21 protein-coding genes are annotated in these 25006 nt (G+C 73.3%); 11 read left to right on the top strand and 10 right to left on the bottom strand.

Features of this window, described 5'->3' with window-relative positions:
• Positions 1 to 142: 142 nt before the first annotated feature.
• The 3 genes from ACZ6NC_RS29630 to pdhA form a co-directional block, all read right to left on the bottom strand.
• Positions 143 to 1450 carry a dihydrolipoamide acetyltransferase family protein gene (locus ACZ6NC_RS29630; protein WP_465736858.1) on the bottom strand — a complete coding sequence of 436 codons (1308 nt, stop codon included), beginning with the start codon at positions 1448 to 1450 and terminating at the stop codon, positions 143 to 145.
• A 5-nt stretch (positions 1451 to 1455) separates the two neighbouring features.
• Positions 1456 to 2418: an alpha-ketoacid dehydrogenase subunit beta gene (locus tag ACZ6NC_RS29625; RefSeq protein ID WP_465736857.1), complete on the bottom strand. Its 963-nt coding sequence runs from the start codon at positions 2416 to 2418 to the stop codon at positions 1456 to 1458.
• Positions 2419 to 2498: 80 nt separating this feature from the next.
• Positions 2499 to 3638, bottom strand: coding sequence for a pyruvate dehydrogenase (acetyl-transferring) E1 component subunit alpha (gene pdhA, locus ACZ6NC_RS29620; RefSeq protein WP_465736831.1), 1140 nt, complete (start codon positions 3636 to 3638; stop codon positions 2499 to 2501).
• 148 nt (positions 3639 to 3786) lie between these two features.
• Between pdhA and ACZ6NC_RS29615 the strand changes: the two genes are divergently transcribed.
• Together ACZ6NC_RS29615 and ACZ6NC_RS29610 are read left to right on the top strand one after the other, a co-directional pair.
• Positions 3787 to 4248: an Lrp/AsnC family transcriptional regulator gene (locus tag ACZ6NC_RS29615; protein ID WP_396322944.1), complete on the top strand. Its 462-nt coding sequence runs from the start codon at positions 3787 to 3789 to the stop codon at positions 4246 to 4248.
• 223 nt (positions 4249 to 4471) lie between these two features.
• Positions 4472 to 7204 carry a right-handed parallel beta-helix repeat-containing protein gene (locus ACZ6NC_RS29610; RefSeq protein WP_465736829.1) on the top strand — a complete coding sequence of 911 codons (2733 nt, stop codon included), beginning with the start codon at positions 4472 to 4474 and terminating at the stop codon, positions 7202 to 7204.
• 60 nt (positions 7205 to 7264) lie between these two features.
• On the opposite strand, the gene ACZ6NC_RS29605 is transcribed toward ACZ6NC_RS29610, so the two are convergent.
• Positions 7265 to 7849 carry a TetR/AcrR family transcriptional regulator gene (locus ACZ6NC_RS29605; RefSeq protein WP_465736827.1) on the bottom strand — a complete coding sequence of 195 codons (585 nt, stop codon included), beginning with the start codon at positions 7847 to 7849 and terminating at the stop codon, positions 7265 to 7267.
• A gap of 148 nt (positions 7850 to 7997) precedes the next feature.
• On the opposite strand from ACZ6NC_RS29605, the gene ACZ6NC_RS29600 reads away from it, so the two are divergent.
• The 4 genes from ACZ6NC_RS29600 to ACZ6NC_RS29585 all read left to right on the top strand — a co-directional run bounded on the left by ACZ6NC_RS29600 (position 7998) and on the right by ACZ6NC_RS29585 (position 13025).
• Positions 7998 to 8189 carry a hypothetical protein gene (locus ACZ6NC_RS29600; protein WP_465736826.1) on the top strand — a complete coding sequence of 64 codons (192 nt, stop codon included), beginning with the start codon at positions 7998 to 8000 and terminating at the stop codon, positions 8187 to 8189.
• Positions 8186 to 9454, top strand: coding sequence for a hypothetical protein (locus ACZ6NC_RS29595; protein ID WP_465736825.1), 1269 nt, complete (start codon positions 8186 to 8188; stop codon positions 9452 to 9454). Before ACZ6NC_RS29600 ends, ACZ6NC_RS29595 begins: the two co-directional genes overlap by 4 nt.
• 207 nt (positions 9455 to 9661) lie before the next feature.
• Entirely contained in the window at positions 9662 to 11362 is a 1701-nt protein-coding gene (paaN, locus tag ACZ6NC_RS29590) for a phenylacetic acid degradation protein PaaN (RefSeq protein ID WP_465736824.1), read from the top strand.
• Between the two features lie 133 nt (positions 11363 to 11495).
• Positions 11496 to 13025, top strand: coding sequence for an FAD-dependent monooxygenase (locus tag ACZ6NC_RS29585; protein WP_465736823.1), 1530 nt, complete (start codon positions 11496 to 11498; stop codon positions 13023 to 13025).
• A gap of 69 nt (positions 13026 to 13094) precedes the next feature.
• On the opposite strand, the gene ACZ6NC_RS29580 is transcribed toward ACZ6NC_RS29585, so the two are convergent.
• The gene (locus ACZ6NC_RS29580) at positions 13095 to 13187 is read right to left on the bottom strand and encodes a CGNR zinc finger domain-containing protein (protein ID WP_465736822.1); all 93 of its coding nucleotides are present in this window, start codon (positions 13185 to 13187) and stop codon (positions 13095 to 13097) included.
• 50 nt (positions 13188 to 13237) lie between these two features.
• A complete protein-coding gene (locus ACZ6NC_RS29575; protein WP_465736821.1) occupies positions 13238 to 13804 on the bottom strand; it encodes a CGNR zinc finger domain-containing protein in 567 nt (188 codons plus the stop codon).
• A 303-nt stretch (positions 13805 to 14107) separates the two neighbouring features.
• Here ACZ6NC_RS29575 and ACZ6NC_RS29570 point away from each other — a divergent pair, with 303 nt between their 5' ends.
• From ACZ6NC_RS29570 to ACZ6NC_RS29550, 5 genes are all read left to right on the top strand, one after another.
• Positions 14108 to 16267: a S53 family peptidase gene (locus ACZ6NC_RS29570; RefSeq protein ID WP_465736820.1), complete on the top strand. Its 2160-nt coding sequence runs from the start codon at positions 14108 to 14110 to the stop codon at positions 16265 to 16267.
• 241 nt (positions 16268 to 16508) lie between these two features.
• Positions 16509 to 17570: a hypothetical protein gene (locus ACZ6NC_RS29565; protein ID WP_465736819.1), complete on the top strand. Its 1062-nt coding sequence runs from the start codon at positions 16509 to 16511 to the stop codon at positions 17568 to 17570.
• Between the two features lie 190 nt (positions 17571 to 17760).
• Complete coding sequence (locus tag ACZ6NC_RS29560) at positions 17761 to 18231, top strand: VOC family protein (RefSeq protein WP_465736818.1); 471 nt, start codon at positions 17761 to 17763, stop codon at positions 18229 to 18231.
• A gap of 47 nt (positions 18232 to 18278) precedes the next feature.
• A complete protein-coding gene (locus ACZ6NC_RS29555; RefSeq protein WP_465736817.1) occupies positions 18279 to 19196 on the top strand; it encodes a pyridoxamine 5'-phosphate oxidase family protein in 918 nt (305 codons plus the stop codon).
• Between the two features lie 229 nt (positions 19197 to 19425).
• Entirely contained in the window at positions 19426 to 20754 is a 1329-nt protein-coding gene (locus tag ACZ6NC_RS29550; protein ID WP_465736816.1) for a peptidoglycan-binding protein, read from the top strand.
• A gap of 40 nt (positions 20755 to 20794) precedes the next feature.
• Here ACZ6NC_RS29550 and ACZ6NC_RS29545 read toward each other — a convergent pair whose 3' ends face one another.
• From ACZ6NC_RS29545 to ACZ6NC_RS29530, 4 genes are all read right to left on the bottom strand, one after another.
• Positions 20795 to 21592 carry a TrmH family RNA methyltransferase gene (locus ACZ6NC_RS29545; protein ID WP_465736815.1) on the bottom strand — a complete coding sequence of 266 codons (798 nt, stop codon included), beginning with the start codon at positions 21590 to 21592 and terminating at the stop codon, positions 20795 to 20797.
• A 211-nt stretch (positions 21593 to 21803) separates the two neighbouring features.
• A complete protein-coding gene (locus tag ACZ6NC_RS29540) occupies positions 21804 to 23045 on the bottom strand; it encodes an HTTM domain-containing protein (protein ID WP_465736813.1) in 1242 nt (413 codons plus the stop codon).
• Positions 23042 to 23701 (bottom strand): DUF5819 family protein, encoded by a 660-nt coding sequence (locus tag ACZ6NC_RS29535; RefSeq protein WP_465736812.1) that lies wholly within the window; start codon positions 23699 to 23701, stop codon positions 23042 to 23044. The genes ACZ6NC_RS29540 and ACZ6NC_RS29535 overlap by 4 nt, the downstream gene beginning before the upstream one ends.
• A 114-nt stretch (positions 23702 to 23815) precedes the next feature.
• On the bottom strand, positions 23816 to 24976 hold the full coding sequence (locus tag ACZ6NC_RS29530; RefSeq protein WP_465736811.1) for a rhodanese-like domain-containing protein: 1161 nt from the start codon (positions 24974 to 24976) through the stop codon (positions 23816 to 23818).
• Positions 24977 to 25006 lie beyond the last annotated feature (30 nt).

Below are 25006 nucleotides of genomic sequence, written 5' to 3'. Positions count from 1 at the left end.
CCCGGGACAGCGGGCCATCCCAGAGGCCCCCGCCAAAAAAACACCGAACCCCCCGACCACCCCCCCCCCACACTCGCCCCCCCCTTTCTTTCTGCTTTCCCTTCCGGGCCCCCCCCCCCCCCCCAAGGCGATCACCCGCAGGTCACAGCTGTCGCAGCAGCATCCCCGGCTGCTCGACGCAGTCCGCCACGAACCGCAGGAAGCCGCCCGCCGTGCCGCCGTCGCAGACCCTGTGGTCGAAGGTGAACGACAGCTGCGTCACCTCGCGCACCGCCAACTCGCCCTGGTGGACCCAGGGTTTGGCGACGATCCGGCCGACCCCGAGCATCGCCGCCTCGGGGTGGTTGAGGATCGGAGTCGAACCGTCCACGCCGAACACCCCGTAGTTGTTCAACGTGAACGTCCCGCCGGTGAGTTCGGCCGGCGTCAGCGAGCCGACCCGGGCCGCCTCGGTCAACCGGCCCAGCTCGGCGCCGAGTTGCTCGGTGGACAGCCCCTGGGCATCCCGCACCACGGGGACGACCAGGCCTCGCTCGCCCTGCGCGGCGAACCCCAGATGCACCATCGAGTGCCGCAGGATGCCCGAACCATCCTCCGTCACACTGGAGTTGAGCTCGGGGAAGCGCGCCAGCGCGACCGTGCAGATCCGGGCCAGCAGCGCCAGCACGCTCACCTTGGGACCGGCAGTGGCGTTCAACTGCCGCCGCAGCGCCATCAGTTCGGTGGCATCCGCGTCGACCCAGCAGGTGGCCGCAGGGATCTCCCGGTGGCTTCGGGTGAGCTTCTCGGCCACCGCCCGGCGCAGCCCGCGCAGCGGGACGACGCCCTCCGCGGCCGCCGCCGGGGCCGTGGAGCCCGGCGCGGCGACCGAAGCGGGCGGCGACTTCGCAGCGGCCGCCCGTTCGACGTCCGCACGCATGATCAGACCGTCCGGGCCGCTGCCGGTGAGCGCGGCCAGGTCGATCCCGTGCTCCCGGGCCGACCGCCGCACCAGCGGCGAGATCACCGGCACGACCACCGGAACCAGGGGAGCCACCGGAGCCAGGGGAGCCACCGGAGCGGCCACAGCCACGGGCACAGGCGCCGCCGGCACCCCGACCCGCCGCCGGCGGCCGCCCCGGTCCGGCTCGGCGACCCCGTACCCGACCAGCGGCCGCTCCACCTCCGCGGCGAGCGGCCGCCCGGTCTCCCCGGACCCGTCCGCGGGCGCCACCGCGACCGTCACCAGCGGCGCACCGACCGCCACCTCCTCGCCCGGCTCGCCGTACAAGGCGGTGACCACCCCGCCGTACGGGCAGGGCACCTCGACGACGGCCTTGGCGGTCTCCACCTCCACCACCGGCTGGTCGACCGCGATGACGTCGCCGACCTCGACCATCCAGCGGACCACCTCCGCCCCGGTGAGCCCCTCACCGAGGTCGGGCAGAGTGAACTCGCGCACGACGGGCATCATCCTCAGTCCTCCCACTGCAGCCGGGCGACCGCGTCCAGAATCCGGTCCACCCCGGGCAGGTGGTGGTGCTCCAGCATCGGCGGCGGGTACGGGATGTCGAAGCCGGTGACCCGCAGCACCGGTGCGGCCAGGTGGTGGAAGCAGCGCTCGGTGACCCGGGCGGCGATCTCCGCACCGGTGCCGCCGAAGCCGCTCGCCTCGTGCACCACCACAGCCCGGCCGAGCGAGCGGACCACCCGGCAGACCGTCTCGTCGTCGAACGGCACCAGGGTGCGCAGGTCCAGCACCGCGAGGTCCCAGCCCTCGGCCTTCGCCGCCTCGGCCGCCTCCAGGCAGACCGGCAGCGAGGGCCCGTAGGTGATCAGCACCGCGGACGTCCCGGTGCGCCGCAGCACCGCCCGGCCGATCGGCTCGACCGGCACCGACGGGTCGAACCCGTCCTTCCCCCAGTAGAGCCGCTTGGGCTCCAGGAAGACCACCGGGTCGTCGGAGGCGATCGAGGCCCGCAGCAGCCCGTACGCGTCGGCCACCGTGGCCGGGGTGACCACGTGCAGACCGGGGGTGGCGGTGTAGTAGGCCTCGGAGGCGTCGCTGTGGTGCTCGACGCCGCCGATCCCGCCGCCGTACGGGATCCGGACGGTGATCGGCAGCGGGAGCTTGCCGGCCGTACGGTTGCGCATCTTGGCGACGTGCGAGAAGAGCTGCTCCAGCGCCGGGTAGGCGAAGGCGTCGAACTGCATCTCCACCACCGGGCGCAGCCCGTACATCGCCATGCCGATCGCGGTGCCGAGGATGCCCGCCTCGGCCAGCGGGGTGTCCAGGCAGCGGTCCGGGCCGAACTCGGCGGTCAGCCCGTCGGTGATCCGGAAGACGCCGCCGAGCGCGCCGACGTCCTCGCCGAGCACGTGCACGGCCGGGTCCTCGCGCAGGGAGTCGCGCAGCGCCGCGTTGAGCGCCTGCGCCATGGTGACCGTGCGGTTCGAGACATCGGAGGGGCGCCGCGCGGCGGCTCCGCCAAGGGTGGGGGTGGGCGACGGGTGGGACATCAGTGCTGCACCTCGGCCTCGGCGGCCAGCTCTTCGGCCAACTGGGTTGCTTGCTCCCGCAGCTGCGGGGTGGGCTCGGCGTAGACGTGGGCGAACAGGGCCATCGGGTCCAGCTCGGCGTCGGTGTGGAACTCGGCCCGCATCCGGGCCGCCAGCGCCTCCGCCTCGTCGGCCGCCTCCTGCACCAGGGTGTCGTCCAGCACGCCGAGTCCGCGCAGGTGGCGTTCCATCAGCAGGATCGGGTCGTGCTCGCGCCAGGCGGTCACCTCGGCGTCGTCCCGGTAGCGGGTGGCGTCGTCGGCGTTGGTGTGCGCCTCGATCCGGTAGGTGAGCGCCTCGACCAGGGTCGGGCCGCCGCCGGTCCGGGCCCGCTCGACCGCCTCGGCGAGCACGCTGTGCACCGCGGGCGCGTCATTGCCGTCCACCAGCCGGCCCGGCATGCCGTAGCCGACGGCCTTGTGGGCCAGGCTGGGCGCGGCCGACTGCGCGGTGAGCGGGACGGAGATCGCGTACCCGTTGTTCTGCACCAGGAAGACGACGGGCGCCTGGAGCACCGCGGCGAAGTTCAGCGCCTCGTGGAAGTCGCCCTCGCTGGTGCCGCCGTCGCCGAGCAGCGCCAGAGCGACCACCGGCTCGCCGGCGAGCTTCGCGGCGTGCGCCAGCCCGACGGCGTGCGGGGCCTGGGTGGCCAGCGGCGTGCAGAGCGGGGCGGTGCGGGTGGCGCGCGGGTCGTAGCCGGTGTGGGCGTTGCCGCGCAGCAGGGTGAGCGCCTCCAGCGGGTCGACCCCGCGGGAGACCACCGCGAGGGTGTCGCGGTAGCTGGGGAAGAGCCAGTCGCGCTCGCCGAGCGCCAGCGCGGCCGCGACCTGGCAGGCCTCCTGGCCGGTGGAGGCCGGGTAGACGGCGAGGCGGCCCTGCTTGGTGAGGGTGGTGGCCTGCTGGTTGTAGCGGCGGCCGACCACCAGGCGGCGGTAGAGCTCGCGCAGCAGTGCGGGGTCGTACTTCTCCAGCTCGGGAGTGCCGAGCACGCGGACCGGCGAGGCGTCCGGGAGCAGGGGTGCCGGGTCGGTGCGCGGGGCGGTCGCCCCGGGCAGCCAGCCGGGCACCGCCGTGTGGTGTCTGTGGTCGAGAACGGTCATCTCGGGCACCTCCAGGGGTGGCGGGGGCTCCCTACCGATTGTTCGGTCGTCTGTTCATCTTGACCAGAAGCGTGACAAGGTGCTGGACAATCGGCCCGGGCAGCGGTCGACTGGTGGCATTGCGTCCAATCAGCAGGGGTGGGGGGTCATGTCGACTGAACAGACGTCCAGGCTCGACCGTGTCGACCGGGCGATCCTGCGGCTGCTGCAACAGGACGGTCGCGCCTCGATCCGCTCGGTGGCCGAGCGGGTGCACGTGTCCCGGGCGAATGCGTACGCCCGGATATCCAGGATGGTCGAGGACGGCGTCATCCGCGGCTTCACCGCCCGGGTCGACCACGAAAAGGCAGGTCAGGGCGCATCCGCGTACGTCACCCTGAAGATCGTGCAGAACTCCTGGCGGACGGTCCGCGAGCAGCTGCTGGCACTGCCCGGGGTCGCCCACATCGCACTGGTCGGCGGGGACTTCGACGTGCTGCTGCTGGTGCACACCGCCGACAACCACGCCCTGCGGGAGCTGGTGCTGGGCAGCATCCAGTCCATCCCACAGGTGCTCGGCACCCGCACGATGCTGGTCTTCGAGGAAACGGACCAGGTCCCCCCGGACTAGACCAAGGACTGGAACCCGCCCTGACCTGGACGAACGGCTCGGAGGGCGGCCCTGTGGACGGGCCGCTGCATACCGGACCCCGACTGATCGACTCGACAGCGCGCTGATCATAATCACACTGGTCCTCACCCGCCCCAGAGCCAGGCAACCCAGCGCCCGGTCTCCGCGAAGCCGACAGGTGGGGGCCTTCAACCCCTGGTCCTAGCCACAGGAGAACCGCCCCGTGCGTCCACTTCGCACCACAGGGCTGCTGACCGCAGGCCTCGTCACCGTTCTCGGCCTTCCCACCGTCGCGTTCGCCGAAGCCGCCCCCAGCACGCTCCGGGTCGACAACACCGACCCCGCCAGGTGCTCGGACTCCGGTCGGGGCACCACGGCCCTGCCGTTCTGCACCGTCGGCGCCGCCGCGGCGGTCGCCACCCCCGGCCAGACCGTCGAGGTCGCCGGCTCGCGCGGGTACTCCGGGGAGCAGCTGCTGCTCAACCGCTCCGGCGAGCAGGGCCTGCCCATCACCTTCCGCGGGGTCGCCACGGGCTCGGCCACCACGCTCGGGACGCTCAGGCTCTCCGCGGTGCACGACGTCGTGATCGAGTCCTTCCGCACCTCCGGGGTCGAGGTCGCGAACTCCGCGCGGGTCACCGTCCGGAACCTGGTCGACGGCGACCTCAAGGTCACCGGCAGCGGCGAGGGCGTGACGCTCTCCGGCAACAAGGCGCGGACCGTCTCGGTGGAGAACGCCGCCGGCGCCACGCTCGTTCGTAACAGCGTGAACGGGATCCGGGTCATCGACGCCCCGCACACCGTCATCACCAACAACACCGTCGTGGACGGCTGCACCGCCGGTATCGAACTCGCCGGCGACTCCTCGCAGTCCGGCCTCTACAACAACCTGGTGCGCAACCACTTCACCCCCGCCGCGCCGTACCAGTGCGCCAACCCCGACGGCGCCGAGATCGTGGTCTCGACCGCCTCGGCCGAGGGCACCCGCGCCGCGTACAACACCGTCGCCCCGTACTGGACCAACTCCTCCGCCGGCACCGCGTACTCCTGGGCCGGCACCCGCCACCAGAGCCCCGAGGCGCTCGCCGCCGCGACCGGCGGCCAGGCCGGCGGCCACGACGCCGTGGTCGCGAAGTGGCTCGACGGCAACGCCCTCAACAGCGAGGTGACCGACTCCGCCGACGCCACCGCGCCGGGCTTCCTCCCGGCCGCCTTCCCGGCCGACGACCCGAACGTGCCGAACACCGGCACCGGCGCCGGCTACCACGACCGCGGCGCGAGCGAGCGCCAGGAGGAGATCACCTCCGCGTCGCTGGCGGCCGACCTCCAGCGCGCCCCGTACGGCACCGAGATCACACTGACGGCGACCACCAACCGCACCACCCACTGGCCGACCTCGGCGATGAGCTACCGCTACGACTTCGGCGACGGCAGCGCCGTGGTCACCTCGTCCGAGCCCAGCGTGAAGCACACCTACACCCGCGCCGGCGACTTCGCGGCGACCATCGCCGTCGGCACCGGTGACGGGCGCATGTTCACCGGCTACGGCACGCAGGTCAAGGCCACCACCCCCGGCCCGCTGAAGGCGTACGCCACCGTCAGGGCGAACATCCCGGATCAGTTCGACACCTCCGACACCCCGCCGCTGGGCGTGAAGGTCGACCCGTCCGGCACCACCTCGCCCTGGGCCGTCACCAAGGTCGTGGTGGACTACGGCGACGGCACTGTCGAGTCCAAGAACAGCCTGGACGTCTTCCTGCACGGCTACGCCTCCCCCGGCGACTACACGGTGCAGGTGACGGTCACCGACAGCACCGGGCAGAGCAACACCGCCGCGTACCCCTTCAAGGCCGCCTACGCCCCGTCGAGCTTCCTGCGCACCGACCCGTATCGGCTGTTGGACACCCGCCAGGGCGTGAATCAGACCGTCGAGGGCGGCCAGGAGAACGGCCTCACCATCCCGACCGGCACTGCGCCCGGTGCGAACGGCGCTCCCGGCACCATCTCCTCCGTCGTCCTCAACGTCACCGTCACCGAGGCCACCGAGGACACCCACCTGATCGTCTGGCCCACCGGGCAACCCCGCCCGAAGACCTCGAACGTCAACGTGGCGGCCGGGCGGACCTCCTCCAACCTGGTGACCGTGCCGGTCGGCGAGGCCCACCGGATCAGCACCTACCTCAACGCCGGCCGGGCCCACCTGATCGTCGACGTGGTCGGCTTCTACCGCCCGGGCGGTGGCCTGCTGTTCACCCAGCTCACGCCCGCCCGCCTCGCCGACACCCGGGCGACCAGCAAGCTCGGCGCCGGCGAGATCCGCCCGGTGAAGGTCGCCGGCGCCGGTGGCATCCCCGCCAACGCCACCTCCGTCGTGCTCAACCTGACCAGCACCGACACCAGCGCGGACACCCACCTGTCGGTCTACGCCACCGACCGCAGCCGCCCGGTCAGCTCGAACCTCAACCCCGAGCCCGGCAAGGACAAGTCCAACCAGGTCATCGTCCCGGTCGGCGCCGACGGCAGCATCAACGTCTACAACCACACCGGGTCCACCCACGTGATCCTGGACGTCTTCGGCTACTACGCCGCAGACGGCAGGAGCAAGTTCACCCCGACCGTCCCGATCCGGCTGACCGACACCCGGTCGAACCCGCTCGCCAAGCCCGGGCCGGACAGCACCACCGTCGTCCCCGGCATCCCGGCCGGGGCCACCGCCGCCGTCCTCAACGTCACGGCCACCAACACGACCGAGGACAGCTACCTGACCGTCCACGCCGACGGCAGCCCGCGGCCGGGCACCAGCAACCTCAACCTGCTGCGCGGCGCCACCGTGCCCAACCACGTCACCACGCCGGTCAGTGCCGACGGCAAGGTCGCCATCTACAACCACGTCGGCAGCACCGACCTGATCGCCGACCTCTTCGGCTACTTCACCCCCGCCTGGCCCGCCTCCTGACGCGCCCCGCGAATCCTGCCGGGCGCCCACCGTGGCGCCCGGCAGGACCGCCCGGCACGCCTACCGCGCCCGCAGCCCGTCGAAGGCCAGGTGGACCACCGCGTCCGCGACGCCGTCGGCCGCCCTGAAGCCCGGCCGGTACCACTCCACGATCGAGTTGATCATGCCGAAGAGCAGCCGGGTGGCCAGCCGGGGCTCGACGTCCCCCCGCAGCGCACCGTCCGCGACGGCCGCCCGCAGCAGCTCGGCGACCTGGTGGTCGAACTCCCGGCGCCGCTCCAGCGCCCACTGCTCGGTCGCCGTGTTGCCGCGCACCCGCAGCAGCAGGGTGACGTACGGCAGCTCGGCCAGCAGCACCTCCGCGGTCCGCCGCACCACGTGCTCCAGCCGCTCCACCGCCGGGCCCCCGACCGCACCCGGCTCGGCGAGGATGCCGAACAGCCCGTCCAGCGCCCGCCCGACGGCGAGCCGGAGCAGCTCCTCCTTGCCGCGCACGTGGTGGTAGATCGAGGACTTGGAGATGCCCGCCGCCCGGGACAGGTCCTCCATCGAGGTGCCGTCGTATCCACGCTCGTTGAAGACGTCGACGGTCACCGCGAGCAGCGACTCCACGGTGTAGGCGGTGCGCGTGGTGTGATCGGCCATCCTCCGAGTATCCCCGCCCCCGCTGCGCCGGACGCGATCGGGTCCGCTGGTCCGCACCGGCTCCGGGTTGGTCCGCACCAGCACCACAGCCGCACGCTCTAGACTCGGCGGACGATCGTCCAAGGCCAGCAGGGTGGGGTCCAGTCTGATGAGCGAGCGCAGCGAGCGAACCATCGAGAGGCGCGCATTTCGCGAAGCGACCGCCGAGCGCAGCGCGCGAACCATCGAGAGGCGCGCATTTCGCGAAGCGACCGCCGAGCGCAGCGAGCGAACCATCGAGAGGCGCGCATTTCGCGAAGCGACCGCCGAGCGCAGCGCGCGCAGCGAGGTAGGGGCATGAGCGCAATACCGGCAGTCGCCTCCGACGCCCCCGAGCAGCGCAGCGACGAACCGGGAGCCGCACCGGAGACCGGCCTGCGCGAGCGCGCCCGTGCCCTGGTCCTCCGGTTCGGGCCGGCCGTCTGGTGCTACGCCGTGCTCAAGCTGCTCGGCTTCACCGTGTTCATGAAGCTGCTCTCGTTCTCCGGCGACTACCTCAAGAAGCACCCCCGGTTCGGCGGGGGCGCCAACCCCTGGGACGTCCTGGCCAGCTGGGACGGCTGGTGGTACCAGCAGATCGCCCAGTTCGGCTATCACCCGGCCCTGGTCCCGATCCCCGGCGGCGTCCCGGGCTTCACCATCGAGCAGAACTCGGCCGCCTTCTTCCCGCTCTACCCGGGCCTGATGCGGCTCGTCTCGGACGGCACCGGGCTGGGCCTGTACGGCGCCGGGATGCTGGTCTCGGTGGTGGCCTCGCTGTTCGCCGCCGCCGGCATCTACGCGGTGGTGGACAAGCTGGCCGGTCCGCGGGCCGGCGTGATCGCGGCCGGGCTCTGGGCGATCGCCCCGGGCTCCGGCGCCGAGTGGGCGCTCTACTCGGACTCTCTGTTCGTCGCGCTCGCCGCCTGGGCCTGCTACTGCGTGATGACCAGGCAGTGGATCGCCGCCGGCGTGATCACCCTGGTCGCCGGCCTCAACCGGCCGACCTCGGCGGCGCTGATCGGCGCCGTCGGCCTGGCCGCGCTGGTCGAGCTGTACCGGCGGGAGAGCGGCATCGTCCGCCCGCTGGCCGCGATGCTGCTGGCCCCGCTCGGCCTGCTCGGCTACGTCGGCTGGGTGGGCTGGCGGACGGACGACTGGGGCGGCTACTTCAAGATCCAGCACGACGCCTGGCTGCACTACTTCGACTTCGGCCACGGCACGTTCGAGGCGATCCGCGGCGTGCTGCTGGGCCGGTCGGACTATCCGTTCGCCTGGCCGGTGACCGACCTGCTGGCCACCCTGATCGTGCTGACGCTGCCGGTGCTGATCGTGCTGCTGGTCCGGCTCCGCCCGCCGCTGGTGCTGACCGCGTACACCCTGGCCACCATCGTCTCGGTGCTCGGCAGCCTGGGCATCTTCGGCAACACCTCGCGCTACCTGCTGCCGGCGTTCCCGCTGCTCATCGCGTTGGCGGTGGCGATGCGCAAGCTCAGCTGGCCGGTGCTGGCCGCGGTGCTCGGCACCGGCGCGCTCGCCTCCGGCTGGTACGGCGGGTACGTGATCTTCGAGCTGGGCATTCCGTAGGCCGCGAGCCGAAGACTCCTGCGGGGGCGCGTCCACTCCGGACGCGCCCCCGTCTGCTTCCACGGACCCGGCCGCGCCCGGAGGCGGCCGCGGGTCCGGAAGTCCGGCCGGGCTTCCGGAACTCCGGTCGGACAGACCCTCTTGAGCCGACCGATCGTTCGGTTACTCTGTGACGTGTCCCGTCCTCCCCTCTGAGGAGCGCACACCATGTCCGCAGCGGTCACCCACCCCCTCGTCGCCGAGCTGGCCGAACGCCACCAGGCCACCCTGGACGCCGCGCTCGCCGCCGCCACGAAGCGCGACTACTGGTCGCCCTACCCCGAGTTCCCGAAGGCCTACGGCGAGAACGGGGCCGCGGACGGCAAGGCCGCCTTCGAGGCCCTGCTGAACAAGCCGTTCACCCTCGACCGGCACCCCGCCGACGGCGACCTGGTCGGCGGCGAGGCCTCCCCGTACGGCGTCGAGCTGGGCATCGGCTACCCGCACGCCGAGCCGGACGCGCTGATCGCCGCGCTGACCGCCGCCCGGCCCGGCTGGGCCGCCGCCACCCCGCTCGACCGCGCCGCCGTCTGCCTGGAGATCCTGGCCCGGATCAACGCCCGCTCGCACGAGTTCGCGCAGGCGGTGATGCACACCACCGGCCAGGCGTACGGCATGGCCTTCCAGGCCGGCGGCCCGCACGCCCAGGACCGCGGCCTGGAGGCGGTCGCCTACGCGTACGCCGAGCAGACCCGGCTGCCCCGGCAGGCCGGCTGGTCCAAGCCGCAGGGCAAGCGCGACCCGCTGGTGATGACCAAGGAGTTCACCGTCGTCCCGCGCGGTCTCGCGCTGCTGATCGGCTGCAACACCTTCCCGACCTGGAACGGTTTCCCCGGCCTGTTCGCCTCGCTGGCCACCGGAAACCCGGTGCTGGTCAAGCCGCACCCGCGCGCCATGCTGCCGCTCGCCCTGACCGTGAAGATCGCCCGCGAGGTGCTCGCCGAGGCCGGGTTCGACCCTAACCTGGTCTGCCTGGCCGCCGAGCACGAGGGCGGCACCGTCGCCCAGACGCTCGCCGTCCGCCCCGAGATCAAGCTGATCGACTACACCGGCTCCACCGCCTTCGGCGACTGGCTGGAGGAGAACGCCCGGCAGGCCGAGGTCTACACGGAGAAGGCCGGCGTCAACACCGTCGTCGTCGACTCCACCGACGACTACCGGGGCATGCTGAACAACCTGGCCTTCTCGCTCTCGCTCTACAGCGGCCAGATGTGCACCACCCCGCAGAACCTGCTGATCCCGCGCACCGGCATCGACACCGACCAGGGCGCCAAGTCCTACGACGAGGTGGTGAGCGACCTCGCCGCCGCCATCGAGGGCCTGCTCTCCGACGACGCCCGCGCCGCCGCCCTCCTCGGTGCCGTGGTCAACCCCGGCGTGCTCCAGCGCACGGTCGCCGCGGCCGGCGGCGAGTACGGCGAACTCGCCCTCGCCCCGCGGGTGGTGACCTCGCCCGAGTTCCCGGCCGCGACCGTCCGCACCCCGGCGCTGATCAAGCTGGACGCCGACAAGCCGGACGACCGGGCGGTCTTCCGGAGCGAGTGCTTCGGCCCGGTCTCCTTCGCCGTCGCGGTCGAATCCACCGCCGCCGCGGTGGAGTTGATGCGCGACACGGTCCGCACCCAGGGCGCGATGACCGCCTCCGGCTACACCACCTCGCCCGAGGTCGAGGCCGCCATGGTCAAGGCCGCGCTCGACTCCGGCGTCTCGCTCTCGCTCAACCTCACCGGCGGCGTCTACGCCAACCAGACCGCGGCCTTCTCCGACCTGCACGGCACCGGCGCCAACCCGGCCGCCAACTCCGCCTACTGCGACGGCGCGTTCGTCGCCAACCGGTTCCGCACCGTGGAGGTCCGCCGCCACAGCTGAGGCACCCCTCCGGGCCCCGGCGGCGCGACGCCGGGGCCCGGAGATTCACAGCCCCTCCCCGGGCGGCGATGATGGAGCCGGGAGAACGCCGCCAACCGCGGCCAACCATCGTCCGATCACGGGGAGCTGACACATGACAGCCAAGCAGACCGTCACCGACGTCCTGATCGTCGGCGCCGGACCGACCGGGCTGCTGCTGGCCGGAGACCTGGCCACCGCCGGCGTCCGGGTCACCGTCCTGGAGAAGCGCGGCACCGAGTCCAACCTCACCCGGGCCTTCGCCGTGCACGCCCGCACCCTCGAAATGCTTGACGCCCGCGGCCTGGCCGACGAGCTCATCGCCACCGGCGTCCCGCTCGGCTCACTGCGGCTCTTCAACAGGCTCCGGGTCGACCTCGGCAACCTGCCGACCCGGTTCCCGTTCGTCCTGATCACCCCGCAGTCGAACACCGAACGCCTGCTCCAGGAGCGCGCGCTGAAGGCCGGCGCGACCATCCTGCGCGGCGCCGAGGTCACCGGGCTGCGCCAGGACGCCGAGGGCGTCACGATCGAAACGCTCCCCCACCCTCCGGGCGGGGGGACCCCCATGGACGGCGCCACCGCCACCCACCGGGCGCGCTACGCGGTCGGCACCGACGGCGTCCACTCCACCGTCCGCGACCTGCTCGGCATCCCCTTCCCCGGCGAGTCCGTGGTCAACTCCGTGGTGCTGGCCGACGTCCGGCTGGAACGCGCCCCCGACGAGGTGATCACCGTCGGCGCCACCGAGGACGGCTTCGCCTTCCTCGCCCCGTTCGGCGACGGCTGGTACCGGGTGATCGCCTGGGACCGGCACGACCGCCACCCCGACGCCACCCCGCCCTCGCTCGACCGGATCGCCGAGATCACCCGCGACACCCTCGGCGAGGACTACGGCCTGCACGACGCCCGGTGGTCCTCCACCTTCCACAGCGACGAACGGCAGGCCCCCAACTACCGCTCCGGCCGGGTCTTCCTGGCCGGCGACGCCGCCCACTGCCACTCCCCGGCCGGCGGCCAGGGCATGAACACCGGTCTCCAGGACGCCGCCAACCTCTCCTGGAAGCTCGCCGCCGCCGTCCAGGGCCGGGCCACCGACGCCCTGCTCGACACCTACCAGACCGAGCGGCACCCGGTCGGCAGGATGGTGCTGCGAACCTCCGGCGCACTGGTCCGGCTCGCCCTCGCGCACTCCGCGCCCACCCGGGCCCTGCGCGGCGCCCTCACCACCGTCGCCGAGCACCTCGACGTGGTCGCCGAGCGCGGCGCCAAGGTGGTCTCCGGCATCGGCATCAAGTACGCCGCGCCCAAGGACGCCCACCCGCTGGTCGGCCGGCGCGTTCCGGACCTACGGCTCACCGGCCTGGAGGAGCCCCTCGAAGGCGGGCCGGCCGCCCCCGATCGGCTCTACGAGGCGCTGCGCGCGGGGAAGTTCGTGCTGGTCAGCAATGACGAACTGTCCGCCGCCGCGCCGTGGGCGGACCGCGTGGTCACCGCCGCACCGGCCGACCCGCACGGCAAGCTGCGGGACACCGTCCTGCTGATCCGTCCCGACGGCTACGCCGCCTGGGCGGCCGTGGACCCGGGCCGCGGCGAACTCCGCGCCGCCCTCGCCCAGTGGCTCGGCGCCCCCACCGACGCCTGACCCCCGCCCCGCGGGCGTAGGGCACCCGCCCCTACGCCCGCCCTCGGGCCACGCGCCCTTCCAGCCGGCTCAGGCCTTCGCCTTCTCGTAGTGCCGCGCCGCCTTCGCCCGGTTCCCGCACACCGCCGTCGAGCACCACCGCCGCCGACCCCGACACCCCACCTCACCCCGCACCACGCCCCGCGCAGCGGCCCCCTACCGCCGCACGCCCCTCAGGCCTTCGCCTTCTCGTAGTGCCGCGCCGCCTTCGCCCGGTTCCCGCACACCGCCATCGAGCACCACCGCCGCCGCCCGTTCTGCGACGTGTCGAAGAAGTGCAGGATGCAGGCCTCGTGCGCGCACTTCTTGATCCGGTGCGCCCCCTGGCCGAGCAGGCCGAGCAGGTCGTCCGCCGCCAGCCAGGCCGCCAGCCACTCCGGCCGGTCCACCTCGACGTGCTCGGCCGGCCCCTGCGGCCCGAGCTCCCGCCGCAGCCGCCCGTGCCGCAGCACCTCGTTCAGCCCGGCCACCGCCTCCGTCCCCGGCGCACCGTGTTCGTCGAGGTCGCGGACGACCGCCGCCAGCGCCTCCCGCGCCGTCCGCAGGGCGGCGAGCCCGGCGTCGTCGGCCCGGCAGCGCGCGGCGAGTCCGGCGGAGGAGAGCCAGATCCCGTGGCCGTCGGGTCCGGCCAGCAGGTCGTTGACCGGTGTGCCCGCCCAGCGGGTGTTCAGCAGCTCCAGTGAGAGCGGCTCGCCGATCAGCGGGCGCGGGTCCCGCGGGTCTGCCGTCCGGTCCGTCATCGGTTCTCCCTCGGTCGCGCCCGATACCCGATTCTACGTCCGGCCCGCTCTGTCCCGAATTCGTCCGGCCGGAAATCGGCCCGGCCCGATCCCGGGATCCGGTCGGGGGTCGAACCGGAATTCCAGCCATTAACTGTATGGAGCAGTCTCCATTCGGTTCTCCACAGTTGACTGTTTTTTAGCAACGGATTGCTTGACCATAAGCCAATTACCGGACCCCCTCTGACATGTTCGAGCCAGCGTCTCACCCCAGCGACGCCCTGGCCCCTGCCGGCCCCCACATGCCGGCCAGAGGAGGATTCCGTGCGCCCCCGCTCCCTTGCCCTTGCCGCGGCCCTTGCCGTTCTGCCGCTGACCGCCGTCTCGCTCGGTGTCACCGCCGCGCAGGCGGCCCCGAACCCCAACGCCTCCGCGCCCCGCGTCTCGCTGCCGAACACCGTGACCCCCGCGGTGGCCCGCTCGGAGAAGAAGGGCGACGTCCCCGCCGAGCAGCAGCTCTCCGTCGCGATCAGCCTCAAGCTGCGCAACACCGCCGAGCTGGACCGCTTCCTCACCGCGGTGGCCACCCCGGGCACCCCGGAGTACGGCCGGTTCCTGACGCCGCAGCAGTTCACCGAGCGCTTCGGCCCGACCCAGGCCGGCGTCGAGCAGGTCAAGTCCTACCTGACCACCCAGGGCCTGACCGTCTCGGGTGTCAGCGACAACCGCCAGGTGGTCAACGCGCACGGCACCGCCGAGCAGATCGCCAAGGCGTTCGGCACGCACGAGAGCGCCTACCTGGACCCGCAGCAGCAGCGCACCTTCTTCGCCAACGACGCGGCGGCGTCCGTCCCGGCGGACCTGGCCGACGTGGTGCAGGGCATATCCGGCCTGAACAACCACACCGTCCGGACCACCCGCAACGTCAAGCCCTCCAGCACCCCGGCCGCCCCCAACGCGACCACCGCCGCCCCGAGCGGCTTCGGCCCGGGCCAGTACGACGGCGCCTACAACCTCGACAAGACCGGCGCCGACGGCACCGGAGTGACCGTCGCCCTCTGGGAGTTCGACGGCTACAGCGCCAACAACCTGAAGACGTACGACTCCCAGTACGGTCTGACCGGCCCGGCCGTCTCCACCGTCTCGGTGGACGGCGCCAACTACGACAGCAAGCCCGGCGAGGGCCAGGGCGAGGTCGAGCTGGACAGCGAGATCGTCCGCGGTGTCGCCCCCAAGGCGACCCAGCTGGTCTACGAGGCGCCCAACAGCGACCAGGGCGAGATCGACATGGCCGCCAAGATCGTCGCGGACAACCGGGTCTCGGTCATCTCCATCTCGTGGGGCTCCTGCGAGCCGGACACCACCGCCTCCTCGATGACGGCGGTCGACAACTCGTTCAAGCAGGCCGCCGCCCAGGGCATCTCGATCTTCTCGGCCTCCGGCGACGACGGCTCCCGCGACTGCACCCGCTCCACCAGCGGCTCCTCCGTCAAGGCCGTCGACTTCCCGGCGTCCAGCCCGCACCAGACCGGCGTCGGCGGCACCAACCTCAAGGTCTCGGGCAACGCCTACTCCTCGGAGAGCGCCTGGAGCACGGCCGGCGGCGGCGTCTCCACCGTCTTCCCCAAGCCGAGCTGGCAGACCGGCACCGGTGTGACCGGCACCATGCGCACCGTCCCGGACGTCTCCTCCAACGCCGACCCGGCGAGCGGTTTCGCGATCTACACCGCCGGCGGCTGGCAGGTGTACGGCGGCACCAGCGCGGCCGCGCCGCTCTGGTCGGGTTACGCCGCCCAGTTCAACCAGAAGGCCAAGGCCGCCGGGCAGCCGGTCCTCGGCGAGGCGAGCCCGAAGCTGTACGCGGTCGCCAACAGCAGCAGCTACGGCACGACGTTCCACGACGTGACCACCGGCAAGAACCAGGACTTCTCCACCAAGGCCGGGTACGACCAGGTCACCGGCTGGGGCAGCCCGATCGCGGACGCCCTGAACACCGCGCTGCTCGGCACCACCCCGCCGCCGTCCGGCGGCTGCACCGCGACCCAGCTGATCGGCAACGGCGGCTTCGAGACCGGCTCCGCCGCACCGTGGACGGCGTCCAGCGGCGTGGTCGACAACAGCACCGGTGAGGCCGCGCACGCCGGCTCCTGGAAGGCCTGGCTGGACGGCTACGGCAGCGCCCACACGGACACTCTGTCGCAGACCGTCTCGATCCCGGCCGGCTGCAAGGCCACCCTCTCGTTCTGGGTGCACATCGACACCGCCGAGACCGGCACCACCGCGTACGACAAGCTGACCGTCCAGGCCGGCTCGACCACGCTGACCACCCTGTCGAACGCCAACGCGGCCGCGGGCTTCGTCCAGAAGTCCTTCGACCTCTCGGCCTTCGCCGGCCAGACGGTGACGGTCAAGTTCACCGGCACCGAGGACGCCTCGCTGAAGACCAGCTTCGTGCTCGACGACGCCGCGCTCAGCGTCTCCTGATCACTCCCGTCCCCACCCCGTCGGGGCGGTCCGCACAAGGGCCGCCCCGACCGTGTGTTTCCGCACTGTTTCGAGATCGCTAACCTTGCGGTCGAACACCCGTGAGTACTGTCATACGCACGACTGATGACGTAGCCTCTCGACCGTGCATAGGGTTCCCCACAGCTCGGTGAAGCCGCTGACGGCGCGCCTAGGCGCCGGACCGGCCGCGCCGAACCCGCCTGCTGGGGAAGGTAACCGTATGGGCTCACAACACCCCCAGGACGCCCGGCTCAGGCTGGTCGGCCCGCGCCCCGGCGCGCCCGCACCCGCCGCCACGCCGATCCCGCCCGCCGCCGCAGTACCCACGACCGCAGTACCTCCGGCCCCGGCGCCCGCAACCGCAGCGCCCGGCGCCGGCCGACCCGCGCCCGCCGGTGGCTTCGCCGACGCCCTGAACCTGGCGATCGAGGCCAGCGGCCTCAGCCTGGACCGGATCCGCGCCGCACTCGCCCAACGCGGTGTCAGGGTCAGCGTCACCACCCTGAGTTACTGGCGGCGTGGCCGCAGCCAGCCCGAGCGGGCCAGCTCGCTGCGCGCCGTCCACCTGCTGGAAGAGCTGCTCGGCCTGCCGCACTCCACCCTCTCCGCGCTGCTCGGCCCGCCCCGCCCGCGCGGGCGCTGGGCCGCCGCCGCGAACACGGCACACCTGCGGCTGGAGGACGTCTGGCCGGGCGAGCAGGAGATCGCCGACGTCTTCGCCGAGCTGAACGCCCCGCCGGTCGGCGAGCTGGAGCGGCTCTCCATCCACGACTCGTACTACGTCGACGCCGAGCGCCGCGGCAACCTGCTGCGGATGCGCCAGGTCGTCCGCGCCACCGTCGGCGGGGTGGCCCGCTGCCTGGTCGTGCACAAGGCCGACGAGGAGGCCACCGGCTGCCCCGAGATCACCTCGGTACGGCACGGCCGGCTGGGCAGGGTCCGGCGCCGCCCGCAGGTCGGCCTGGTGGTCGGCGAGCTGATGCTGGACCGGCCGCTCGCGCTGGGCGACAGCACGGTCTTCGAGTACGAGGTGGAGATCCCGCCCGGCGGCCCGACGATGGAGTACAGCCGCCGTTTCGCCATCCCGGTCCGCGAGTACGTGCTCCAGGTGCACTTCGATCCCGCTGCCGTCCCGGTCCACTGCGAGCGCTACGACCGCGCCCCGGGCGAGGACGTCGACCGCCGCCGCGAGCAGCTCTGGATCGGCGCCTCCGCCAGCGCCCACGTGCTCGCCCCCGACCAGCAGCCGGGCCACGTCGGCATCCGCTGGGAGTGGGAGTAGTCCCACCGCGCACCGCGCGACCGGCCTCCGTTCCGCCACCCATTCTCTTGTCATGGCACCGACATCCCCTCGGAGCCTAACCCCTTCGATCGCGAGTACTGGTTGACGCCCTGTCATCTAACCATTAACGTCTATAACAACGGTTAGATGTCGGCGTCCCCGGACGTCCCAGCCACGGGAGTGATCAGCCATGTCCAGCACCACCCTCAGCAGCACCCTGCAGACCGGTCACGTGGGCCTGAACGTCACCGACCTGGACCGCTCGACCGCCTTCTACCGGCGCGCCCTCGGCCTGGAGCTGATCAACGAGGGCACCGACCCGGACCGCCGCTTCGCCTTCCTGGGCCGCGACGGCCGGCTGCTGATCACCCTCTGGCAGCAGAGCGCCGGCACCTTCGCCATCGCCGCGCCCGGCCTGCACCACCTCTCCTTCCAGGTCGACTCGCTGGACGAGGTCCGCGCCGCCGAGCAGGTGCTGCGCGAGCTGGGCGCCGAGTTCGCGTACGAGGGCGTCGTCCCGCACGGCGAGGGCGCGGCCTCCGGCGGGATCTTCTTCACCGACCCGGACGGCATCCGGCTGGAGATCTACACCCCGAAGGGCGTGGACGAGACCGAGGCGGCCGCCCCCACCGCGTCCGCCCCGACCTGCGGATTCTTCTAACCCGGACCGACCGGACCGACCACCCCGCCAGGATCAGGAGGCACGCCATGACCGGCAGTACGCCCTACCACCCGGGCGAGCGCGCGGTGCAGGCCCGGGCGGGCCGCAGCGACCGGGCCGACCACTCGGGCCGTTCGATCGGCAGCACCATCCCGGCCGTGGCCGCCCGCTTCCTGGCCGAGCGGCGGCTCCTGGTGATCGGCGCCGCCGACGCCGACGGCCGGCTCTGGGCCACCCAGCTCACCGGCGGGCCCGGCTTCCTCCGGGCCTCCGACGAGCGGACCCTCACGGTGGCCGCCCGCCCCGCCGACGACGACCCGCTGGCCGCCGCACTGGCCGGGCCGGCCGAGGTCGGCACCATCGCGCTGGACCCGGCCGGCCGGCGCCGGATGCGGCTCAACGGCCGCTCCGTGCCGGACGGCCGGGGCGGCCTGGTCGTCACCGCCGACCAGGTCTACGCCAACTGCCCGAAGTACATCCAGCGCCGCAGCCCGCTGACGCAGCCGGCCGCCGGGACCCCGCACGCGGTGGCCGCCGGGCCGGTCCTCTCCACCGTCCAGCAGCTGGCCGTTGCGACCACCGACACCTTCTTCGTCGCCACGGCCGGCCCGGACGGCCGGGTGGACGCCTCGCACCGGGGCGGCAACCCCGGCTTCCTCCGGGTGCTCGGACCGGACCGGCTGCGCTGGCCCGAGTACGCCGGCAACAGCATGTTCATGACCCTCGGCAACCTGGAGCTCGACCCGCGCGCCGGGCTGCTGCTGCCGGACTTCGAGACCGGCGGGGCGCTGCTGATCACCGGCGAGGCCCGGACCGACTGGTCCGAACAGGCCGCGGCCGGCCTGCCGGGCGCCGAGCGGGTGGTCGACCTCACCGTCACCGGCGTCCTCGAACTGGCCGACGCCACCCCGCTGACCTGGACCGATCCCGAGTACTCGCCCGCCAACCCGCCCGCCGCCGCCTGACCGGGCGTCGCACACCCGGTCTGACCGCCCGCCAGGTTCGTGTCGGCACTACCGTCTCCCCTCCGCCCGCGCCACGCCCGGGCCGCCGAACGGCCGTCACCCGCCCAGACCAACCCGCCGCGCCGCACACCCGTCCGGTTTGGGAGTTTGGTCCCGATGACACGCGCTATCGGCCTGGGAAGGTCAGTCCTGTCGAGCCGTCAGGGCCTGACCAGGAAAGAGGCGGAGAATGACCCCCACCGACCAGCTGACCCCGTTGCTCCGGTTCGACGAGGTCGAACCGGACGACGACTGCATATGCGGGGGCTGCGGCGCCCGCCGCCGGGCCCGGCTGCACGCCGCCGCGGTGCACGAGGGCGGCCACGCCGCGTCCCGCAGCGTCCGCCGCCGCGCCGCCGTGCTGATGGCCGCCGTCGGCACCGCGCTCGGCGGCGGCGCGGCCGGAGCCGCCGGTGCCGTCGCCGCCCCCGCCCCGACCCCGGGCGGCAACAGCGCCACCCAGCCGCCCACCACCCCGCAGGGCGGGGTCAGCGGCCTCCACGGCGACGAGGGCGGCGGCTTCGCCGCCCCGCACGCCACCGCCGTTCCGGTCACCCGGGCGCAGATCATCCAGCGGGCGCAGAGCTGGGTCGACCAGAAGGTCCCGTACGGCATGAGCCGCTACTGGTCGGACGGCTACCGCCAGGACTGCTCCGGCTTCGTCTCGATGGCCTGGGGCCTGGGCAGCAGCCAGACCACCTGGACACTGCCCGACTTCGCCGACCGGATCACCAAGGCCGACCTCCAGCCCGGCGACATCCTGGTCTACAACAACCCGGCCGACCCGCAGGCCGGCTCGCACGTCACCGTCTTCGGCGGGTGGACGGACTCCGCCCGCACCCGCTACCTGGTCTACGAGCAGACCGCGCCCGGCGCCACCAAGCGGGACACCCCGTACGCGTACTGGTCCAACTCCGCCTCGTACGTCCCGTACCGCTACAAGGCGCTCTCCGGCGGCGGCACCAGCAACGACGGCTCCTCGTCGACCGCCTTCCCGGGAGCCGACACGTTCGGCCCGGGCGCGGACAACGCGTACGTCACCGGACTCGGCCGACTGCTGGTGCAGCGCGGCGGCGGCCGGTTCTACACCGAGGGCCCCGGGCCGCGCTGGAGCGAGAGCGACCGCAAGGCCACCGAGGCGTTCCAGCTCGCCCAGGGCTGGCGCGGCGGCGAGGCGGACGGCCTCCCGGGCAAGGACACCTGGGACTACCTGGTCGACAACAGAGGCCACGACATCGACGGCGCCACCCCGCTGCCGCCCCCGCCGGTGACCCCCGGGGTGCCCGCCTTCCCCGGTACCGACAAGTTCGCCCCCGGCGCCGCCAACGACCACGTCCGGCAGCTCGGCGAACAGCTGGTCCGCAGGGGCTTCGGCCGCTTCTACACCCAGGGCCCCGGCCCGCGCTGGACGGAGAACGACCGCCTCTGCGTCCAGGCCTTCCAGGAGGCGATGGGCTGGCGCGGCACCGAGGCCGACGGCTACCCGGGCCCGGACACCTGGAAACGGCTCTTCTCCTGACCGCCGACCGACCGCCGACCAACCGACCACTGGCCGCCGACTAGCCGCCCACTGGCCCGCCCGTGCGTCCGCCCGGCAGGGGAGCACCGGGCGGACGCCCCGACATCCAGTGGAAGAGCCCCATCGCGACGCTGGTCGCCAGGTTGAAGCTGGAGACCCCGGGCTGCATCGGCACCGCGACCAGCCGGTCGGCGCGCGCCTTCAGCTCGTCCGAGACGCCGTGCCGCTCGGTGCCGAAGGCGAGCAGCGCGTCGTCCGGGAAGGACACCGTCCGCACGTCGGCCCCCTCCGGATCCAGGACGTAGAGCGGGCCGGCCGGCAGCTCCGGCAGCGCCAGCCGCTCGACGGCGGTGGCGAAGTGCAGGCCGGCGCTGCCCCGGACGACGGTGGGGTGCCAGGGGTCGAGGTCCCCGGTGGTCACCACGCCGGTGGCGCCGAAGCCGGCCGCCAGACGGATCACCGCGCCCACGTTGCCCAGGTTGCGCGGGTTCTCCAGCAGCACGACCGGCGCCGGCCGGGGCTGCCGGGCGAGCGCGGCCAGGTTGGCCCCGACGGTGGGCCGGGCGGCCAGCGCGATCACGCCGGTCGGGTGCAGCCGGGGCGCCAGCTCCCGCAGCTGCGCCTCCGGCAGCTCGGCCGCCAGGCCGTCCAGCGCGGGCACCACGTCCTCGGCCAGTTCGGCGGCGAGCGCCAGCAGCGCCGCCCGGTCGGCGGTCAGCACCTGCCGGACGTCCCCGCCGAAGCGCAGCGCGTGCTTCAACGCGTGGAAGCCGTCCAGCAGCACCGTCCCGGGCGCCCGGGCACCCGCCCGCCAGGCCCGCACCAGCTCGTCGTTCATGCCGCTCACTCTGCCACCCCGCCGGCCGGAGGCCGCAGCCGCCCGAGTCCGTGCCCGTGACGGCGCCCCTGCCCCTGCCCCTGCCCCTGCCCCTGCCCCTGCCCGTGGCCGTGGCCGTGCCCGTGCCCGTGCCCGTGCCCGTCCGGAACGCCCTGCCGGGTCCGGTCCGCGCGGTGTCTCGGAGTGCGGCGAACCAGGACATGACGGCAGCTCAGGGGAGGGGATCCTTCGGGAGCCGGAGGCCCCGGACACGCGCCCCCACGCCCCCGATCCGCGCGGCCGCCCAGAGCAGCGCCGCCGTCGGCAGGAAGACCGCGTCCGCCGCGACCATCGCCAGCGAGAACACCGGCAGCCCGAGCAGCACCGCGATCCCCAGGTGCTCGGCCATCATCACCACCAGCAGCGCGTTCTTGACCCGCCGGCTGACCAGCGTGAACGGGAACGCCACCTGGAGGATCACCGTGCCGTACGAGATCAGGAAGACCGGCAGCAGGGCCGAGGCGACCAGCCCCGAGAGCCACGGCCAGGGCGTGAAGTAGTCCAGGTGCAGCGGGTAGTAGAGCGCGGTGCCGTCCTGCCAGCGCGAGCCCTGCACCTTGTACCAGCCGGCCGTCGCGTAGATCAGCACCACCTCGGCGGCGATCACCAGCATCGCGCAGTTGTGCACCATGGCCGCCAGCGCGTCCAGCACCGCCCGCGGCTCGCCGTCAGGCCGCAGCCGTCCGAGCGCCCACCAGAGCCCGGCCACCGCCCAGAGACCCCAGAACACCGGCGACCAGCCGACGTACGGGAAGGCCGCCGTCGTCCAGGTCAGGCTCTCGCCGGAGAAGTCGCCGAGCTGGCAGACCAGCAGCACCGCGCCGAGCGCCGCCCAGAGCGCCACCCCGCTCCGGCCGGGCACGCGGCGCCGGGCGTCCAGCGACCAGACCTCGGCGCAGCGGGTGAAGACCAGGTAGACCGCCATCAGGTGGACGACGTTGTCGCCGCCGTCCCCGAGGAAGACGTTGCGGTTCTGCAGCGACAGCACGGTGACCAGGAACAGCACGCTGCTCGCCCTGGTCCGCCAGCCGAGCACCACCGCGACGGCGGCCAGCACCGCCAGGTGGTAGACCAGTTCGAACCAGAGCCGCCCGCCGAACCAGGGCAGCACGGTCAGCGCCCCGTTGTCGGCGAGCAGCCGCTCGGCCAGGTCGAGCGACCAGGGCGAGGTGTCGCCGTACAGCAGCCGCCGGTTGGGCCACTCCCGGAGCAGGTGGGCCAGCCAGACCAGGCCGAAGCCGATCCGCACCGCCGCCGCCTGGTGGCGGCCGAGCACCTGCCCGGTGAACGCGCCGAAGGCCCGCGCGCACAGTTCGCCGACGCCGTGGCCCGGCCGCTGCGGGGGTGGTACCGGGGCGGGCGCGAGCTGCTGGGGGACGGCCGGCAGGAGCCGGTCCGGCGCCGTCTCGTTCACCCGAGCCCCCGGTAGTCCTCGTCGTTCACCGGCCACCACGGCAGTTCCCGGATCTTCGGCGCCGGCGGCGCGGCCTCCCCGCTCCAGCCCGGAGGCGGCACGGTGGCGGCCGTCACCCGGAACTCGATCTCCAGGATCCGCTCGCCGTCGGCCTCGCGGCCGATCCGCTGCAGCGCGATCCGCTTGAGGTACTGCTCGGCGAGCTTGCCGCGCGGGTTGGTCAGCGAGTCGTCCTGGGCACTGTGCGAGCCGTCGTAGAAGTCCCAGGCCCGGCGCAGCAGGTTCTGGTCGGCGTGGCTGGGAGCCGGGTTGCCACGGATCGCGGCGATGTCCCGGACGGTCAGCCCGACCCAGTCGTGGGTCCGGGTGGCACCGCCGGCCACGACCGTACGGACCCGGGCGTCCAGGCTGACGTTCTGCTGGAGCGGGTTGGGCGCGAACAGCTTCCAGTTCTGCTCGAACTCCGGGTACACCACGCCGTCGACCTGCTCCCGGTACTCCCGGGAGACCGAGTTGGCCGGGGCCACGTGCAGGAACACCGCGCCGAGGAAGAGCCCGGTGACCGTGACCAGCACCACGGCGGCCACGGCGAGTACGGCCAGCGCCGGCGTCGACCAGGCCCTGCCGCCGGGCGGGTCCTCCGCGCTCTCGGTCATGCACTCTCCCCCAGCCTTCGGCCGGGAGGTGGCCCCACCCGGACGGGCGCCGCCGGTCCGTCCCGGCTCGGTCGCGCGCCCATCCTGCCCTACCCGGGCCGGGTGCGCGGGGGACTACAGAACGTACGCGTCCTGGCCGTTGCCGCCCACCATCGGACGGCCGGCGCCCTCCCACGCGTACATGCCGCCGTCCACGTTGACCGCGTCCCGGCCGTTCTGCACCAGGTACTGGACGACCTGCGCGGAGCGCCCGCCGACCCGGCAGAGCACGTACAGCTTCTCGTCCGGCAGCTCGCCGATCCGAGCGACCAGCTGTCCCATCGGGATGTGCAGCGCACCGTCCACGTGCCCGGCCTCCCATTCGTCCTGCTCACGGACGTCCAGCAGGGCGGCGTCGGCGGGCACGGAGGCGGCGTCGGTGGTGGGGATCTGGGCGAACATCGTCTGGCTCTCCTGGGGCTCGGTCGGGTCACCGCCATTGTCCCCCACCGACCGGCCACCGAGGAGCCGCTCCAGCTCGGCCTGCTGGGCGGCGGCCTTGGCGAGCAGCTGCTCGGCCAGCTCCTCCAGCAGCCCGTCCGGGTCCTGCGGGGCGAGGGCGAGCAGCTGGCCCATCGCGGTGTTCTCCAGCCGGACCTGCTCGGTGGCGGTCGCGGCGATCTTGGCGTTGAGCCACTCCAGCCGCCGGCGCAGCCAGCCGAGCCGGTCGGGGGAGTCGAACGCGGGCGCCGCCTCGGGGGCGGTGGACCACTCGGCGGCCAGGCCCTCCAGCGCGGCGCTGTCGCCGTACGCGTAGGCCTCGTTGACCCGGGCGAGGAACACGGCCCGGCGCTCCTGCTCGGCCGGGTCGGTGGTCAGGTCGGGGTGGGCGCGGCGGACGAGGTCGCGGTAGATCCGCTGGGCCTCCCGGCCGGGCCGCACCCGGGCCGGCGCGGCCGGCGGCGGGGCCGCGTCCTGCTCCTGGACGCTGTCGAACAGCGCGTCCAGGTCGGGGAGTTCGTCCACCCGCCGGCGCGCCTCGGCGGCCCGCCGGAGGTCCTCCGGGTGCCCGGTCCGGGCGGCCACCGTCTCGGCGACCAGCGCGTCCAGCTCGTCCAGCCGGGCGTAGAGCGGGCCGAGCAGCTGGTGGTGGATCAGGGCGAAGTTGTCGATCTCGACCCGCAGCGTCTGCATGTCGACGTCCATGGTGAGCCAGGCGAGTTCGGCGGCGGCGACCCGCTCCTCCAGCTCCTGCTGCTCCGGGTCCGTCCAGCGGACGGGGATCTGCGCGGTCACTTCTCGCCTCTGTCTCGTCCTGTCGCGGCC

The sequence above is a fragment of the Kitasatospora sp. NPDC041988 genome (assembly GCF_055588525.1).
Note: the sequence above shows the minus strand (reverse complement) of the source record. Positions and strands in the feature narration are given on the sequence as shown.

Excerpts from the sequence above, each read along its gene's own strand:
- ACZ6NC_RS29630 (WP_465736858.1), bottom strand. The coding sequence starts at position 1,450 with ATGCCCGTCGTGCGCGAGTTCACTCTGCCCGACCTCGGTGAGGGGCTC.
- ACZ6NC_RS29625 (WP_465736857.1), bottom strand. The coding sequence starts at position 2,418 with ATGGCGCAGGCGCTCAACGCGGCGCTGCGCGACTCCCTGCGCGAGGAC.
- pdhA (WP_465736831.1), bottom strand. The coding sequence starts at position 3,638 with ATGACCGTTCTCGACCACAGACACCACACGGCGGTGCCCGGCTGGCTG.
- ACZ6NC_RS29615 (WP_396322944.1), top strand. The coding sequence starts at position 3,787 with ATGTCGACTGAACAGACGTCCAGGCTCGACCGTGTCGACCGGGCGATC.
- ACZ6NC_RS29605 (WP_465736827.1), bottom strand. The coding sequence starts at position 7,849 with ATGGCCGATCACACCACGCGCACCGCCTACACCGTGGAGTCGCTGCTC.
- ACZ6NC_RS29600 (WP_465736826.1), top strand. The coding sequence starts at position 7,998 with ATGAGCGAGCGCAGCGAGCGAACCATCGAGAGGCGCGCATTTCGCGAA.
- ACZ6NC_RS29595 (WP_465736825.1), top strand. The coding sequence starts at position 8,186 with ATGAGCGCAATACCGGCAGTCGCCTCCGACGCCCCCGAGCAGCGCAGC.
- paaN (WP_465736824.1), top strand. The coding sequence starts at position 9,662 with ATGTCCGCAGCGGTCACCCACCCCCTCGTCGCCGAGCTGGCCGAACGC.
- ACZ6NC_RS29585 (WP_465736823.1), top strand. The coding sequence starts at position 11,496 with ATGACAGCCAAGCAGACCGTCACCGACGTCCTGATCGTCGGCGCCGGA.
- ACZ6NC_RS29575 (WP_465736821.1), bottom strand. The coding sequence starts at position 13,804 with ATGACGGACCGGACGGCAGACCCGCGGGACCCGCGCCCGCTGATCGGC.
- ACZ6NC_RS29565 (WP_465736819.1), top strand. The coding sequence starts at position 16,509 with ATGGGCTCACAACACCCCCAGGACGCCCGGCTCAGGCTGGTCGGCCCG.
- ACZ6NC_RS29560 (WP_465736818.1), top strand. The coding sequence starts at position 17,761 with ATGTCCAGCACCACCCTCAGCAGCACCCTGCAGACCGGTCACGTGGGC.
- ACZ6NC_RS29555 (WP_465736817.1), top strand. The coding sequence starts at position 18,279 with ATGACCGGCAGTACGCCCTACCACCCGGGCGAGCGCGCGGTGCAGGCC.
- ACZ6NC_RS29550 (WP_465736816.1), top strand. The coding sequence starts at position 19,426 with ATGACCCCCACCGACCAGCTGACCCCGTTGCTCCGGTTCGACGAGGTC.
- ACZ6NC_RS29545 (WP_465736815.1), bottom strand. The coding sequence starts at position 21,592 with ATGAACGACGAGCTGGTGCGGGCCTGGCGGGCGGGTGCCCGGGCGCCC.
- ACZ6NC_RS29535 (WP_465736812.1), bottom strand. The coding sequence starts at position 23,701 with ATGACCGAGAGCGCGGAGGACCCGCCCGGCGGCAGGGCCTGGTCGACG.